Annotated in this window: 12 protein-coding genes; 6 read left to right on the top strand and 6 right to left on the bottom strand. The window is 64.7% G+C overall.

Annotated features, from left to right (window positions below; genetic code table 11):
• Positions 1 to 19 precede the first annotated feature (19 nt).
• Both ACM62G_RS22020 and ACM62G_RS22015 read left to right on the top strand, forming a co-directional pair.
• Complete coding sequence (locus ACM62G_RS22020) at positions 20 to 934, top strand: LysR family transcriptional regulator (RefSeq protein ID WP_419735555.1); 915 nt, start codon at positions 20 to 22, stop codon at positions 932 to 934.
• 140 nt (positions 935 to 1,074) lie between these two features.
• A complete protein-coding gene (locus ACM62G_RS22015) occupies positions 1,075 to 2,070 on the top strand; it encodes a FecR family protein (protein ID WP_054060313.1) in 996 nt (331 codons plus the stop codon).
• Between the two features lie 52 nt (positions 2,071 to 2,122).
• Here the strand turns inward: ACM62G_RS22015 and ACM62G_RS22010 are convergent, their stop codons facing one another.
• Entirely contained in the window at positions 2,123 to 4,450 is a 2,328-nt protein-coding gene (locus ACM62G_RS22010; protein ID WP_419735554.1) for an acylase, read from the bottom strand.
• 301 nt (positions 4,451 to 4,751) lie between these two features.
• Between ACM62G_RS22010 and ACM62G_RS22005 the strand changes: the two genes are divergently transcribed.
• Positions 4,752 to 5,129 (top strand): fe2+ zn2+ uptake regulation protein, encoded by a 378-nt coding sequence (locus tag ACM62G_RS22005; RefSeq protein ID WP_054060315.1) that lies wholly within the window; start codon positions 4,752 to 4,754, stop codon positions 5,127 to 5,129.
• Between the two features lie 83 nt (positions 5,130 to 5,212).
• Here ACM62G_RS22005 and ACM62G_RS22000 read toward each other — a convergent pair whose 3' ends face one another.
• Positions 5,213 to 5,401: a hypothetical protein gene (locus ACM62G_RS22000; RefSeq protein ID WP_054060316.1), complete on the bottom strand. Its 189-nt coding sequence runs from the start codon at positions 5,399 to 5,401 to the stop codon at positions 5,213 to 5,215.
• Between the two features lie 177 nt (positions 5,402 to 5,578).
• Between ACM62G_RS22000 and ACM62G_RS21995 the strand changes: the two genes are divergently transcribed.
• Positions 5,579 to 5,734 carry a hypothetical protein gene (locus tag ACM62G_RS21995; RefSeq protein WP_192842770.1) on the top strand — a complete coding sequence of 52 codons (156 nt, stop codon included), beginning with the start codon at positions 5,579 to 5,581 and terminating at the stop codon, positions 5,732 to 5,734.
• 54 nt (positions 5,735 to 5,788) lie between these two features.
• Here the strand turns inward: ACM62G_RS21995 and ACM62G_RS21990 are convergent, their stop codons facing one another.
• Positions 5,789 to 6,700, bottom strand: coding sequence for a LysR family transcriptional regulator (locus ACM62G_RS21990; RefSeq protein ID WP_419735553.1), 912 nt, complete (start codon positions 6,698 to 6,700; stop codon positions 5,789 to 5,791).
• Positions 6,701 to 6,824: 124 nt separating this feature from the next.
• Here ACM62G_RS21990 and ACM62G_RS21985 point away from each other — a divergent pair, with 124 nt between their 5' ends.
• Complete coding sequence (locus ACM62G_RS21985; RefSeq protein WP_419735552.1) at positions 6,825 to 7,829, top strand: aldo/keto reductase; 1,005 nt, start codon at positions 6,825 to 6,827, stop codon at positions 7,827 to 7,829.
• Between the two features lie 148 nt (positions 7,830 to 7,977).
• On the opposite strand, the gene ACM62G_RS21980 is transcribed toward ACM62G_RS21985, so the two are convergent.
• The 3 genes from ACM62G_RS21980 to ACM62G_RS21970 all read right to left on the bottom strand — a co-directional run bounded on the left by ACM62G_RS21980 (position 7,978) and on the right by ACM62G_RS21970 (position 14,096).
• Positions 7,978 to 11,655 (bottom strand): translocation/assembly module TamB domain-containing protein, encoded by a 3,678-nt coding sequence (locus ACM62G_RS21980; RefSeq protein WP_419735551.1) that lies wholly within the window; start codon positions 11,653 to 11,655, stop codon positions 7,978 to 7,980.
• Positions 11,652 to 13,379, bottom strand: coding sequence for an autotransporter assembly complex protein TamA (locus ACM62G_RS21975; RefSeq protein WP_419735550.1), 1,728 nt, complete (start codon positions 13,377 to 13,379; stop codon positions 11,652 to 11,654). The genes ACM62G_RS21980 and ACM62G_RS21975 overlap by 4 nt, the downstream gene beginning before the upstream one ends.
• Positions 13,380 to 13,445: 66 nt before the next feature.
• Positions 13,446 to 14,096 (bottom strand): GNAT family N-acetyltransferase, encoded by a 651-nt coding sequence (locus ACM62G_RS21970; protein ID WP_054060322.1) that lies wholly within the window; start codon positions 14,094 to 14,096, stop codon positions 13,446 to 13,448.
• Between the two features lie 192 nt (positions 14,097 to 14,288).
• On the opposite strand from ACM62G_RS21970, the gene xthA reads away from it, so the two are divergent.
• Complete coding sequence (gene xthA, locus ACM62G_RS21965; protein ID WP_419735549.1) at positions 14,289 to 15,101, top strand: exodeoxyribonuclease III; 813 nt, start codon at positions 14,289 to 14,291, stop codon at positions 15,099 to 15,101.
• Positions 15,102 to 15,158 lie beyond the last annotated feature (57 nt).

Raw genomic sequence — 15,158 nt, 5'->3', positions numbered from 1 at the left:
CACTTCATCACTGAATGATATGAACAACACGAATATCAAGACCCTGGATCTGAACCTGCTCAAGGCCTTCGAGGCCCTGCACGACGAGTCCAGCGCCAGCCGCGCGGCCGTGCGCCTGGGCGTCACCCAGTCGGCCATCAGCGCCGCCCTGCGCCGGTTGCGTGAGGTCTATGGCGATCCGCTGTTCGTGCGCACCGGCCGCGGCCTGGCACCGACCCTGTGCGCCAACCAGCTCAAGCCGGTGATCAGCGAAGCCCTGAACAAGTGCCGGCAGAGCCTGGCGCTGGTCGACCCGCAGGCCCAACACTACGAGGGCCGCTCGGTGATCATCGGGCTGTCGGACGATTTCGAGATTGCCTACGGTCGCCGTCTGCTGGAACTGATCGCTATCCAGGCACCCCGTCTGCGCCTGATCTTCCGCCAGACCCACAGCCAGATCGTCGGTGAAGGCCTGATGCAACGCCATTTCGACCTGGCCATCACCGCTGGCGGCTTCGCCGAACGCCTGCTCAGCCGCCGGGTGCTGGGCGAAGGCGACTACCTTTGCCTGGTCGACCCGCAGAGCCTGGAGGCCGGCCAGACCGGGCTGAGCCTGGAGCAGTTCGTCGCCCGTGAACATATCCTGGTGTCGTCCGGCGGCTTCATCGGCATCACCGACGAAGCGCTGGCCGGCCTGGGATTGGGCCGGCACGTCAGCGCCTCCACCAGCCATTTCGCGGCATTGCCCTACCTGCTCAAGGGCAGCCAGGCCGTCGCCACCATTCCGGCCCATGCCGCCCAGGCCATCGCCGAACTCGGCGGGCTGAGCCTGCTACCCTGCCCCATGCCCCTGCCGCGCTACCCGATCGAGTTGGGCTGGCGCACCAGCGTGTCCCTCGACCCGGCGGTGTTGAAGGTACAGGCGGCCATTTTTCAATGTTTTCACATTGCCTGAGTCATCATGGACACCCCACCCGTAGCCGGTTTTCAGGACACTTCGGGGGAAAAATCCAATCTGACCTGATATGCATTTGCCATCTAGTGTTCTCGGCAGGCGCCGGGGAAGGTTAGAATGTAGGAAATAGGGAAGAGTCAATGACAGAGCAGATCCTCTCAGAAGCCGAGTACGACGCGATCACCGATGCCGCCGCGCATTGGTGCATGCGCCTGCATGAGCAGGACTGTACGGATGCCGAACGGGAGCAATTCGCCGCCTGGCTCGAGGCCGACCCGCTGCATGCCAGCGAATACGAGGCGATGCTGGAGATCTGGGAGGTCGCCGACCACCTGCCGCGGCCGCCGCAGGCTGAAGTCATTCCACTGCCCGTCAAGCGCCGCCACTGGTCGCGTTATGGCGTGGCGGCCAGCAGCCTGCTGGCCATTCCCCTGGCCGGTTACATCGGCTGGAGCCTGGGCTGGATACCCAGCTCCTACCAGACCTTCGAAGCCGGCAACCGGGTCGAGCACATCACCCTCGCCGATGGCAGCCAGGTGGAACTGAACCTGGGCAGCCAGCTGACCTACAGCAACTACAAGGATCAACGGCGGGTCACGCTGAAGAAGGGCGAAGCCTTTTTCGACGTCAGCCATGACGCCGAGCACCCCTTCGTGGTGAAGGCCGCCAAGGGCCAGATCCGGGTCACCGGTACCCGCTTCAACGTCTGGATGTATGAGGACCAGGTGCGGGTGACCTTGCTGCAAGGTTCCGTGCTGGTCAACAGCGACAGCAGCCAGCCCGGCGGCTACCGCCTCGATCCGGGCATGCAGGCGCGCTACAAGGCCGGCGACTATGAGCCGCAGATCAGCCAGACCTATGCCAATGACACGTCCCTGGCCTGGCGCAACGGCAAGCTGATCCTCGACAACCTGAGCCTGGCCGACGCCCTGCCGCTGATCAACCGCTACCTGGCCATGCCAGTGCTGCTGGCCGATGCGGACACCGGCGGGATCCGCATCGGCGGGATCTACAGCACCGCCGAGGTGAAGAAACTGGTCATCTCGCTGCCCAAGGTCCTGCCGGTCTACCTGACCCAGAACAAGGACGGCAATCCGGTGCTCAACGCCATCCCGCGGGAAAAGCCCAAGGCCTGAGCAGCCTGCTCAGGCCATCCGTGGAAGCCCACCATTATCGCAATGGCCTGCCTCAGTACTTCTCGCCAATCACCTGCAGCCGATATTCCTTGTCAGCCCTGATCTGCTCCTCGGTAAACGGCAGCACACTCCAGGCCTTCTGCGAGAACGCCTCGGTCTGGTCACGGAAGTGCGCCGACGCCGGATCGCTGGACAATGACGGTGCCAGCAACCCCAGCGCCCGTGGCCCCTGCTCATCGAAGCTGACCACCTGCAGATAGCTGGTGCCACTGATCACTTCCCGCTTGCCGCCCTCGGTGGGCACACTCTGGATCGCGTTATACACACCCAGCGTCGACGGCCCGCCATGCACCGGCACCGGGTGCCCGCCCAGGCCGACCTGCTGGACATCGCCCCACTGCGTGTCAGCCGTCAGTCCCGCCTTGTCCACGCTCGCCACCGACGCCAGCATCGCCTCGCGCACGGCACTGGCCACCTGCGCCTGCCCGAGGTTCAGCCCACGCGGCGTATGCCGGGGGTTGGCCGGGTCGAATCCGATTCGCCAGATATCCTCCTGTTCGAGCAACTGCGCCATGACGTTCTGGAAGTGCACGAACCCCACGCCACTTTGCAGATTGGCCTGCCGGTCCCAGCTCTTGAGGCTGGCACACAGTGGCGCCAGGGTCGCGGCGTCCGCCCCCAGGTCGGCGCTGCAGAACTGCAGCAGATCCGGCAGCACCTGGCTGGCGAGATAGACCTGGTTGTCCATCACCATCGCCTGCAAGTCCTCGACCTTGACCGGCCCGTCCTGCTTCAGGCGCTCCAGTCGCTCCAGGGCGAAACGTGCACGCGGACTCAACGGCTGGTCCTCGCGGCTGATCAGCGGCGAAAACCCCTTGAGCGGCGCCGCCGGGTTGACCATCCACGCCGAGTCGTTGGAGTTCTGCACATAGTCGCCGCGCTCCAGTTGCGGCAGGCGGCTCGCCGGGAAAATCCCCTTCTGGGGGGCATTCGCGACGACACGCCAGGCACAGACACGGCGCGAGCCGTCGAGCACGATCATCTCGTAGCCAGCACGCGGGTCGCTGCACTCGCGCAGCTTGTCGGCATCCACGTACGGCACCACCGACAGGTTCATGTACAACGCCTGTCCACGATCATCCACCGCCAGGGTGTTGACCCACGGAATCCCCTGGATCCGGTGTACCGCCGCCTGGAACGCCTTGAGGTTGTCGGCGCGATTCATTTCAGCCCACTGCTGCAGCACCCGATCGTTGTCCTGGTTGGCATCACGCAGGCTGAACGCCACCTCGCGATTCCAGTCGAGCTTGCCGGGCCATTGCACCACCGGGCCGAACACCGAGCTGTAGACCAGCCGCGAGACCGGCTTCAGGCTGCCGTCCTCCTGCCTGACCTGGACGGTCACCTGGCGCTTGTCCATGGCCCTGGACTTGCCGTCGAGCAGGTAGCGGGTCGGGTCCTTGGGGTCGAGCTGCAGGCGATACAGGGTGAAGTGCCTGGACGTATCGACGGTATGGGTCCAGGCCAGGTGTCGGCTGAAACCGATGTTGATCAACGGCAGGCCCGGCAGCGCCGCGCCCATCACATCGAGCTGGCCGGGAATGGTCAGGTGCATCTGGTAGAAACGCATGCCGCCGACCCATGGGAAATGCGGGTTGCCCAGCAGCAGGCCACGACCGTTGAACGAGCGCTCGCCACCGATCGCCACCGCGTTACTGCCACGGTCCAGGGCGAACCGCTGCATGCGCTCGGCAGCCACCTGGAACGCCGCCGACGGCCGTTGTGCGGTCTGCTCCGGCGGCGCCGCCGCGGCCAGGGCCTCGACGAACTGCCCGACGCCACCTTCGACCAGCAGACGGCGGGTCAGCTTGACCTGGTCGAACACGGTGATCGGTCGGACCCAGCCCCCCTGGCACTGCACCGGCAGGCCCTCGGCCTGGCGCTCGCGCAACAGGCGGTTGTAACCGGCGACATACCCTTCGATCCGCTGTTGCATCGGCGGGGTCTGCGCCTGCCAGAACGCGGAGACCGCCGCCGGGGTGTTGAACCAGTTGAAGAACAGGTCGCTGGCGAGGTTGTCCCGCTGTTCGACCGTGGTCTCGTGCGGGCCGAAAAACTTCGACCGTTCGCCATTGACCGTGACGATTTCATTGGCCAGCAGGCACAGGTTGTCCTGGGCATAGGCGTAACCGATGCCGTAGCCCAGGCTACGCTCGTCGCTGGCCCGGATATGCGGGACACCGAAGGTGGTGCGGCGGATATCGGCACTCAGTTGGGCCCCCTGGGTATCGGCTCCCTGGGAACGGGCATGGGCGCCCAGGCTCAGGCCGATCAACAACGTTGCAAGACAGCACCTGGGAAATGGCCGGGAAATGATCACGCAGACTCCTGATAAGACCGTCGAAAACCAGGCCGCGCGCGGGGCTCGCCCCTCTCGGACGCCTGGAAAAACCGGCACCCACGCCAAAGCACGGGGCAGCCGATGCCTGCCCTTAGAAACGAACGGAACTGCATAAATTTAGCCGGCCAGACAGCTGCAGTTCAGCCCGACAACACGGCTGTGACCTGATGCCGACAAATTTTCTACATACGAAGCTTCATGATTTATCCGTCTCGTTCGTCTTTATCCAAAGAGAGCAGACATCACTTTCCTGATCAGGCTCTGAAAAGGAGTTTTTCGCATGTACGACCAGCACAGGCCAACGGACGGTATTTCCTTGCAACGCGATCCAACCTACAGCTCGGGCGCCATGTTTGCCAAACCTGCCGAGCGCAATGGCAACGAGCGCATTCGCCAACTGCTCAAGCATTTTGGCCTGCGCACCAGCCTGATCCGGCTGAAGGTGATCGATGCCCTGCTCAATGTCGGCGACGGCCAGCGACGCTTGGGCGTACGCGGCGTTCACGGCCACCTGCTGGAACTGGACATTCCGCTGTCCTTTCTCAGCGTGCGCGAAGTGCTCAAGCGCCTGTGCAGCGAGGGCGTGGTGGTGCTGAACACGGACAAGACCTACAGCCTGCATCCCGACGCCCTGACGGCGCTGGAACAACAGGACTGAACCTCGACAACGCGGCATGGAGATATACCGCGTTATCGTTCATCGTCGGCACGCCGCCCGTTGCGGGCCGGCGGCGCCGACCTTCAGGGCTTGACCTTGCGGCGCATCACGCCGTTGATGATCACCACCACCACCGCCACGCCAATCGCGATGTACTGGAACAGCTTCTCGCTGATCACGCCGATGTTCTGCAGGTAGGTGAGGCCGAACATGATCCCCAGTACTACCAGGACGACCAGAATCGAGTATTTCAAACGTTGTGCCTGGGTCATTGCATGTATCCTGAAGGAAGCCCGGAACGCCGGGCTTCGGGTGAAATGTATCCGCTTTGTATCGGTACTCATGCCAAGCACCTACAGTGCCCGACGAATAAGCCGACCAAAACGCAGTCTCATGATACAGGCGAGCAGGAGTTTTCGCTGCCCGCCTTCAACCATGAGGATGTGTCCATGTTTCGTCGAATCACACTGCTGATTCCCGCGTTGATCCTGTTGTCACTGAGCGGCTGCATCATCATGCCGCGCGACCACGGTGGCTGGCATGACCACCGCTACTACGGCGGCCCCGGCTATTACGGTGGCGGCCCAGGCTACTACCATCGCTGACATTCACGGGTGAGCCGACAGCTCACCCGTTTCATTTCTGTTGCGCCATTGCCCTCAACGCTTGAAGCCGATGCCCGGCCGGGCACACACCTCCACCAGCCAGTCGACGAACACCCGCACCCGTTGCGACAACTGTCGGTGTGGCGGGTACAGCGCCGCCAGCGGCAAACCGGGTTGCGCAAGCCCCGGCAGCACCTCGCACAACCGCCCGTCACGCAATTGCTCGACCACATGGTAGTAGGGAATCTGCACCAGGCCGAACCCGGCCTCGCAGGCCGCCAGGTAGCCATCGGCACTGCTCACCGAGAGCTGCCTGGGCAGGTGCAGTTCCTCCACCTGGCCGTCGCGCAGAATGTCCAGGCCATAACGCCTGCCGCTGACGCTGGAGAAGTATTCGACCATGCGATGCCCGGCCAGCGCCTCCAGCGACTGCGGCACGCCCTGCTCGCGCAGGTACGCCGGGCTGGCGCAGAGCAGTTGCTCGATGGTCACCAGCGGTCGCGCCACCAGCGACTCATCCAGCACCGCGCCGCCGCGCAGCACGCAATCGATCCCATCGCGAATCAGGTCGACGGGGCGATCGTTCAGGCCGATCTCCAGCTCGATCAGCGGATAACGCGCGGTAAACTCCGGCAGGGCCGGGATCACGATCAAGCGGCCGATGGCCGCCGGCATATCGACCCGCAGGGTGCCACGGGGATTCAGGCGCGCGGAACGGAATACCGCCTCGGTCTCCTCCAGGTCCGCCAGCAGTTGCAGGCAACGCCGGTAGTAGGCCTCGCCATCGAGGGTGGTGCTGACCTGGCGGGTGGTGCGGTGCAGCAGTTGCACGCCCAGGTGCGCCTCCAACTGCTTGACCAGGATCGTCACCGAGGCCCGCGGCAGTTGCAGGCTGTCGGCGGCCTTGGCGAAACCGCCCAGTTCGACGATCCGGGTGAACACGCGCATGGCGTTGAAGCGGTCCATTGGCCATCCATTCTTTGGCAAAGATTATTTGGAAAATACAAACAGTGATAACACTTTTAGCCGGTTTATCGGCTTTTTGTCGAGGACCAGAATGGGCCACCCTCACCTCAACGGAGCGTCAGCGATGCAAACTCGCCAACTGGGCAAGAACGGCCCACAGATTTCCGCCATTGGCCTGGGCTGCATGGGCATGAGCGATTTCTACACCACCGGCAACACTGACAACGACAACCGCGAAGCCATCGCCACCCTGCACCGGGCACTCGAACTGGGCGTGACCCTGTTCGATACCGCCGACATGTACGGCCCCTACCGCAACGAGGAACTGATCGGCCGGGCCATGGCCGGCAAGCGCGACCAGGTGTTCCTGGCGAGCAAGTTCGGCATCCTGCGCGACCCGGCCAACCCCGCGCTGCGCGGGGTCAACGGGCGGCCGGAGTATGTGCGCAGCTCCATCGACGGTACCTTGCAGCGTCTGGGGATCGACACCCTGGATCTGTATTACCTGCACCGGGTCGACCCGCAGGTGGCCATCGAGGAAACCGTCGGCGCCATGGCCGAGCTGGTCAAGGCCGGCAAGGTGCGCTATCTGGGCTTGAGCGAAGCCTCGGCGAGCACCCTGGAGCGGGCGCACAAGGTCCATCCGATCAGCGCCCTGCAAAGCGAGTACTCGTTATGGAGCCGCGATCCGGAGCACAACGGCTGCCTGCGGGCCTGCCAACGGCTGGGAATCGCGTTCGTGCCCTACAGCCCGCTGGGGCGTGGTTTTCTGACCGGGGCGCTGAAAACTCCGGAGGACTTTGCCGCCGACGACTTCCGCCGCGACAACCCGCGTTTCCAGGGCGATAACTTCGCCAAAAACCTGCAACTGGTCGAGCAGGTCCGCGCGTTGGCGGCAGAAAAAGGCGTCACGACCGGTCAGTTGGCGCTGGCCTGGGTGCTGGCCCAGGGTGACTACCTGATTCCGATTCCCGGGACCCGGCAGCGCAAGTACCTGGAAGAGAATGTCGCGGCGCTGCAAGTACGGCTGAGCGCTGACGAGTTGCGGGCGCTGGACGAAGTGTTTCCTGTGGATGCGGCGGCCGGTAGCCGTTATGCGGAGGCGGTGATGCAGGGGCTCAATCGCTAGGCCTGGAGCAGCATGCGGTCCTGGGGTCGCGTTCGCGGGCAAGCCCGGCTCCTACAGGGCGCAGGCGTGCGCAAGGTTTGTTTGCGACTCGCCGCTGTAGGAGCAGGGCTTGCCCGCGAAGCATCCAACATGGGCCCCCAGCCAAACACTAGAAATCGCGCTTGTAGAAGATATCCAGCGAGCTGGCCACGCCACTCGCCGCCTCCAGGTACACCCGCTTGCTCAACAGGTAACGCAAGGCAATGGTGTTGGCCGGTTCGAACACCCCGACCCCGTAGCGCAGGCTCAGCTTCTCGGTGATCTTGCCGCTGGCCACCACCGCCGTCTTGTTGCCGCTGCCCTGGGTATCCAGCTCGAAATCCTGCACGCCAAGTTTGTTCGCCAAGTCCGAGGTCACCGACGAACTGCCCATCAACCCCAGCCCCAGTGCCGCCTGGGCGAGCATGTTGTTGTCTTCGCCGGTGGTGCTCAACGGCCGTCCCAGCACCAGGTAGGACAGCGCCTGTTCCTGGCTCATCGCCGGCTCCGAGAAGACCTGCGTGGTCGGCTGCTCGGCGCTGCCGCTCAGGCGAATCCCGGCAATGACGTCGCCAGTCTGGCGGATCGCCTCGATATCCAGGTACGGCTGGTCGACCGGGCCGGCGAACAGGAGGCGCGCACGGCGAATGCTCAGCTTCTGCCCGTAGGCGCGGTACCGCCCATCGTTCAGGCGCAGCTCGCCACGGGTGTCGAGGTTGTCACCGATGTGCACCTGCCCCTGCAAGGTCGCGGTCAGGCCGAAGCCGCTGAAACTGAGCTTGTCCTGGCCCACCACGACATCGATGTCCATGGCGATCGCCAGTGGCGGCTTGCCCTCCTCGGTCTGGTGCCCGACGATCACCGTGTCGTCCGAGACCTTCACCGTCGATGGCGGCAGCTCGCGTACAGTGATCTCGCCCTTGGGCACCAGCACCTTGCCGACCACCGCCAACCTGTCGCCGTGCATCGTGATGCGCAGGTCCGGCGCCACCTGCAACGCCGCGTAGGGCTCGACGTTCACCGGCAACTGCTCGCCCTTGAGCGCGATGTCCACCGCCAGGGCCTCGGCCCAGCCGATATGCCCGTTCAGGCTGCCCTGGCCCGACTCGCCGCCCTTCCAGCTACCGTTGAGCTGGACATTTTCCCCGGCGATCTGCGCCTGGACCCGCAGGTCGCTGAGGGTGGTCGGCAACTCCGGCCCCGACACCGCGCCATCGCTGAGCAGCAGGTTGCCGTTGACCTGCGGCGCCAGCAGCCCGCCGGACAGCCGCCCGCTGCCATCCAGGCGCCCGGCCAGCTTCTCGACCATCGGCACGAACGGCCGGATCACCGCGATATCGAGGCCGCTGAGACGAAAATCGCCGCTCAACGGTTTGTTCCTCGCCAGCGGATTGATCTGCGCCTGCAGGGTCAGTTCGCCCAGCCTGCCACCGCGAAAATCCAGGCTGGTGTCGACCCGCCGTGGCGCCAGGTCGCTGGTCAGCCTGAGGGTTTCATAAGGGAACTCCAGCCACTGGCGACGCTTCTCGCGCACGCGCAAGGTGCCGCCGCTGGCATCGACCAGGATCCGGCCTTTCGGGCCGCTGGCCGGCAGGTCCAGTTGCAGGTCGGCATTGAGCCGGCCCTGCCAGGCGAAATCCCGAGGCATCCACTGCGCCAGGCTTTCCAGCGGGAACTGCTTGAGGTGCATGCGCAACCTGGGTTCGGGCAGCAGTCGCTGGTCCTCGCCACACAGGCTGGCTTCGCCGGAGGCCCAGCAGTGGGCACCGAATGTCAGGCGACCGTCGGCCAGGCGCTCAAGCTTCGCCGGCCCCTGCAACGTCCAATCCTGCCCGCCGGTGCGGATATCGCCCGAAGCCAGCCGCCCGCGCCAGTTGCCCCGGTCCAGCGTACCGTCGACACCCAGCGCCAACTTCAACAGGGGGCCTTGCAGGTCCAGTTGCACCTGCTGGCGCTTGAGATCACCGTTGCCGCTGACGTGCAGGTTTCCCAAATCGGTTTCGCCGAGCTGGATCGCGTTGCCCTTGAGCTCAAGGCGGGCGCGCTGGGCCTGGTCGAGGTTGGCATCGAGGCTGAGGCTCTGCAGGCGGTTATCGGCGAATGCCAGTTGCTGCCCCTGCAGGCTGAGCTTGCCCTGGGGCGCCTTGAGGCTGCCGGCGAGGTCGACGCGGCCCTTGAGCTGGCCCCGCAGTTGCGGCCACAGCTGGCCCAGACGCGGCAGATTGAGGTCGAGCTGGCCGGCCAGTTGCTGCTGCAGGCGGCCATTGCCGGTGATGCGGTTGTCCCCCAGGCGAACATCCAGGGCACCGAGGGTCCATTGTTCGCCGCTGCCGCCAGCCTTGGCCTGGAGCACCGCCGGCTGCCCGCGCAACTTGCCCTTGAGGTCGATATCGGCGCTCAGCTCGAGCCGTTCATTCCTGAACTCGCCCTTGCTGCGCAATGGGCCGGCCAGGCTACCGGGCAACTGCGCCACCCAGTAGGCGGGGTTGAGCGCGCTGAGGTCCAGCGCCGTGTCCCAGGCCACCCCGTCGGCAAACTGCAGCTTGAGCGAGCCGCTGGCCTTGCCCTGCCCCGCCGTCAGTTCGAGCTGGGGCAGGGCGATCTGCTGCAGGTCGCCACTGAACGGGCTGAGCAGGCTGAAACGCCCGGCCGGGCCATCGAGGTCGGCCTTGAAGTTGCCCAGGTAGTTGCCATCGGTGTAGTGCACCTCGCCGACGAAGGTCCGCGCCTTGACCGCCGGTTCGTCGACCAGCGGATAGAGGCGATGCCAGGGAAAGTCCAGCCAGTCGACCGTGCCATCGGCGCTGAAGCCCTTCTGCCAGTCCAGTTGCCCGCTGACCTTCAGGTGCTGGTCGGCGCCGGCATCCAGCTCCAGTGCATCGATCTGCGCGCCCTTGGCATCGACCCGGCCGTTCAGCAGCAGGCCGACCGCCCCCTGCTCGGCCGGCAGGCTGGCCTTGCCCTGCAACTGGTAGCCGTTCTTCAGGTCGCCATTACCGGTCAGTTCCAACTGGTTGAGTTGCAGGGTATCCGGCAGGTCGACACTGGCCTTGAAGCCGTCGGCGGTGATCTTCACCTGGGCCGGCAGGTTCTGCGCCAGGGCCTGCAACTGGCCGGTCAATTGCCCCTGCAGATAGCCGCTGCTGTCGGCCTTGAGGTTCAGGGTCTTGAGCAGGTCGCCCTGGATAGCCAGGGCCAGCGCCCAGGGCGTATCGCCGGGTGCCGGCAATATCAGCCGGCCCTGCAACGTCAGCGGCCACTGGGCCACCGGTTGCAGCAAGCCGGACAGTTCCAGGCTCAGATCGTCGCGGCGTACATGCAGGGTGTCGATCTGCAGGCCGGCCGCGGTCCAGTGGGCCGCCAGTTGCAGCTCACGGAACTGCTCGCTGCCATCGAGCAGCAGGCTGCCGACCCGTATCTGGCCGAGACGGACGCTCAGCGGCAGGTGCAGATCCGGCAGGGTCAGCGGCCCGCTATCGGCCGCCTGCCCGCCCGGTGGAAACTGCAGCTCGACCCGCTCGACCTCCAGTTGATCGATACACAGGCTCAGTTGCGCCAGGCACGGCAGCGACCAGTCGAAGCGTGGCTGGCTCAGTTCGACGCGACTGCCGTCCTGCTCCCAGCGCAACCGATCGGCACTCCACTGGCCGCCCAGGCGCCCCTGGAAGTTGTCCACCGTAAGCCCCGGCACCTGCGCCAGCAGCCAACGGCTGCCACCCTGGGTGCCCAACAGGGTCGTCACACTCACGACCATGAGCAGGACCAGCGCAAGCAGCACCAGGCCGAAGATTTTCAAACCACGCGTCACAACTCAGGCCCCATGGAAAAGTGCAGACGAATACCGCCCGGATCATCCAGGGCATGGGCCAGGTCGAGGCGGATCGGCCCGACCGGCGAAACCCAGCGCACGCCGATACCGACGCCGGTCTTCAGGCTGGGAAAGTCCAGGGTGTTGAACGAGTTGCCCTGGTCGACGAAGGTTGCGACCCGCCACTTGTCGGCAATCGAGTACTGATACTCGAGGCTGCCGGCGACCATGTAGCGACCACCGATCCGGTCACCCTCGGAGTTCTCCGGGGACAGGGTCTGGTACTCGTAGCCACGTACGCTCTGGTCGCCACCGGCGAAGAAGCGCAATGACGGCGGCACCGACTTGTAGCCGTTGGTGGCACTGCCGCCGAACTGCACCCGACCGAGAAACCGGTGCCTGTCCCAGACCGTGGTCAGGCCCTTGAGCAAGGCGGTGCCGTACAACAGATTGTTGTCCGAACCCAGCCCTTCCTTGGCAACCTTGGCATCGAACTGCAGGCGGTAGCCGTTGTGCGGGTCGATACGGTTGTCACTGCGCAGGTACGAGTAGCTGACGCCGGGCATCAGCAGGGTACTGAGGCCCGAGTCGTCGCCCAGGCGATATTCCTCGCGCTGCCATTTCAACGAGATCACCCGCTGCCAGCCGTTGGGCAGCTTGCTGTGCCACTCCGGGCCGACGGTGAGCAGCTTGCTCAGGCTGTCGGTGTTGGCCAGCTCTTCATACTGGTAACCGGCCGCCCAGCGCAGCTTGTCGGTCAGCGGCGGGTCCAGCGGATGGTCGTACCACACGCCGATGTTCTGCCGCGGCGCGGAAATCTCGCTTTCGATGCCGTAGCTGTCGCCTTCGCCGTTGACCCAGTGCCGCGTCCAGTTGGCCTTGCCGCGCGGTCCGACGTCGGTCGAGAAGCCGAGGCCGAGGCCGAGCGTGCGTGGCTTGCGGGTGTCCAGGTGGACATCCACCGGAATCACCTGGGCAGTGGCGGCGGTCGGCACGGCGTCGACCCGCACGCCCTCGAAGTAGCCGCTCGATTGCAGGGCCTGGTTGAGTTCGGCGATCAGCTCGGAGTCGTACGGGGTATTGGGCTTGAACGGCACCATGCGTTGCAGCAGGTCCTCGTCGAACGGCGTGTCGCCGGAGAACTGCACCTTGCCCAGGACATAACGCGGGCCGCTGTCGTAGACCAGCTCGATATCGGCTACGCCGGCCTGCGGGTCCACCAGCAGTTTCTGCGAGGTGAAACGCCCGCTGAAGAAACCGTAGCGCGAGGCCTGGTTCTGGATCAGCCGCTTGGCGTCCTCGTAATGACCGTGATTGAGCACGGCGCCAGGACGCAGCGCATCGCTTTTGGGAACACGGAAGGCCTTGAGACTGGCGGCGGGCCCGTCGATCCGCACCGTGACATTGCGCAGGTGCACTGGCTCGCCGGGATCGATGTTGAGGATCAACCGCGGCGTCTTGCCACCCTCGACCTCGCTGTCTATGCGCGGCTGGTAGTAGCCGAGGGCCTGGGCCGCTTTGCGCGCCTGCTCCTCGGCCCCCCGGCTGAAGCGTTCGAGCGCACGCTCGCCACGATCGCCGAGGCTGCCGATGTAACCTTCCACATTGGACTTCAACTCATCGTTGGCCGGTTTGACCCGAACATCGAGTTCACTCTGTGCCAGCGCTGCCATACTGCACAGAAGCAGGAGCAGGCCGCTGGTAACTCTTCCTGAAAACGTCATAGGCGCGGATGCTACCACGGGCTGGGGACCGTCATAGAACCCCGACAGCGTTTAAAAGTTCGACACTCAAGCCGTTGCTGTTTGTAACACCTGTGGATTGGCGTGATAGAACACGTGCTCAAGGATAGGTCCTACAGCGACCTCGCCAATTTCCTCATAACCCTGGCGCTTGTAGAACGCCAGATAACGCGGGTTGCCCGTATCGAGGACCACCCCCTGGGAATGCTCGTCCTCGGCGCACCAGTTGTGCACCGCCGTCAACAGTTGCTCGCCATAGTGCTGACCCTGGAACTGCGGATGAATCCCCAGCAGCGGCAGCACGTGCACAGCCGTCGAAGGGATGCAGGCCAGCACCGCCTGGTGATAGTCCAGGTACCGCCGGGTGCACTTGAAACCGGTGCTGAGCAGCATGCGCATGCGCCAGGCCCAGCTTTCGGTAATGCCCAGGCGCCGTAGCGGCGGCGCGATCAGGGCGATACCGATCAGCCGGTCGTTGACCAGCAGGCCGATAGCCGGCAGTTCCTGGAAAAAATGCTGCTTGACCAGCTCCCGCACGGTGGCCCGCACGCGCTGTTCGTAACCGGCGCGCTCGGACTCGAACAGGTAGCCGAAGGTCGGTTCGTGGCGATAGGCGTGATACAGCAAGGAGCGGGCTTCGCGCGAATAACCGCTGTCGAGCAGGTGAATGGCGGCCGTGGTTTCTGGAATGTCGGGCATTGGGGTCACTCTCCCTGGACGCTGCGTGGGCATGGCTTGCTGTCGTTTACGAATGCTGAAGCCGTCCGACAGTTCAAATCACCTAACCGGCCATGCTTGATAGAAAACGTTAGCAGCGCATTTGTCCTGCCGCCACGCTGGCCCGGATCCGACTTGTCGGCTAGCATCGCTGTTTTGCCAGGACTGCCGCCCATGAAGATCGTCTCGTTCAACATCAACGGCCTGCGCGCCCGACCCCATCAGCTGGCGGCGCTGATCGAAAAGTACCAGCCGGACGTGATCGGCCTGCAGGAAACCAAGGTCTCCGACGACCAGTTTCCCCAGGCGGAAATCGAGGCCCTGGGCTACCACGTCAGCTTCCACGGGCAGAAGGGCCATTACGGCGTCGCCCTGCTCTCGCGCCAGGCGCCACTGAGCCTGCACAAGGGCTTCGAGAGCGACGACGAGCAAGCCCAGCGCCGCTTCATCTGGGGCACCTTCGCCGACGAGAACGGCAACCCGGTGACCATCATGAACGGCTACTTCCCCCAGGGCGAAAGCCGCGACCACCCGACCAAGTTCCCGGCCAAGGCCAAGTTCTACCAGGACCTGCAACAGTTGCTGGAGAGCCGCTTCCGCAACGACGCGCCGCTGGTGGTGATGGGCGACATCAACATTTCCCCCGAGGACAGCGACATCGGCATCGGTGCCGACAATGCCAAGCGCTGGCTGAAGACCGGCAAGTGCAGCTTCCTGCCGGAAGAACGCGAATGGCTGGGGCGCCTGAAGAACTGGGGGCTGGTGGACAGCTTCCGCCACCTGCACCCCGAGGTGAACGACCGCTTCAGCTGGTTCGACTACCGCAGCCGCGGCTTCGAGGACGAGCCCAAGCGCGGGCTGCGCATCGACGTGATCCTGGCCTCCAACGGTCTGCTGTCGCGGGTCAAGGCCGGCGGGGTCGACTATGAACTGCGCGGCATGGAAAAGCCGTCCGATCATGCGCCGATCTGGCTGGAACTGAGCTGATCCGCTCCTTCCAGCACGGGCTTGTCCGCGCGCGGGCAAGCCTGGCTCCCGCAGCGC

This window comes from Pseudomonas sp. COR18 (assembly GCF_048568395.1).
GTDB classification, from domain to species: domain Bacteria; phylum Pseudomonadota; class Gammaproteobacteria; order Pseudomonadales; family Pseudomonadaceae; genus Aquipseudomonas; species Aquipseudomonas fuscovaginae_B.
The sequence above is the reverse complement of the archived record's forward strand: the minus strand, read 5'-3'. Positions and strand labels throughout refer to the sequence as shown.

Bases quoted from the DNA above. Each gene is read 5' to 3' on its own strand.
- ACM62G_RS21995 (WP_192842770.1), top strand. From the start codon at position 5,579: ATGTTTCGTCGAATCACACTGCTGATTCCCGCGTTGATCCTGTTGTCA.
- ACM62G_RS21990 (WP_419735553.1), bottom strand. From the start codon at position 6,700: ATGGACCGCTTCAACGCCATGCGCGTGTTCACCCGGATCGTCGAACTG.
- ACM62G_RS22000 (WP_054060316.1), bottom strand. From the start codon at position 5,401: ATGACCCAGGCACAACGTTTGAAATACTCGATTCTGGTCGTCCTGGTA.
- ACM62G_RS22005 (WP_054060315.1), top strand. From the start codon at position 4,752: ATGTACGACCAGCACAGGCCAACGGACGGTATTTCCTTGCAACGCGAT.
- ACM62G_RS21975 (WP_419735550.1), bottom strand. From the start codon at position 13,379: ATGACGTTTTCAGGAAGAGTTACCAGCGGCCTGCTCCTGCTTCTGTGC.
- ACM62G_RS21985 (WP_419735552.1), top strand. From the start codon at position 6,825: ATGCAAACTCGCCAACTGGGCAAGAACGGCCCACAGATTTCCGCCATT.
- ACM62G_RS21970 (WP_054060322.1), bottom strand. From the start codon at position 14,096: ATGCCCGACATTCCAGAAACCACGGCCGCCATTCACCTGCTCGACAGC.
- ACM62G_RS22020 (WP_419735555.1), top strand. From the start codon at position 20: ATGAACAACACGAATATCAAGACCCTGGATCTGAACCTGCTCAAGGCC.
- xthA (WP_419735549.1), top strand. From the start codon at position 14,289: ATGAAGATCGTCTCGTTCAACATCAACGGCCTGCGCGCCCGACCCCAT.
- ACM62G_RS22015 (WP_054060313.1), top strand. From the start codon at position 1,075: ATGACAGAGCAGATCCTCTCAGAAGCCGAGTACGACGCGATCACCGAT.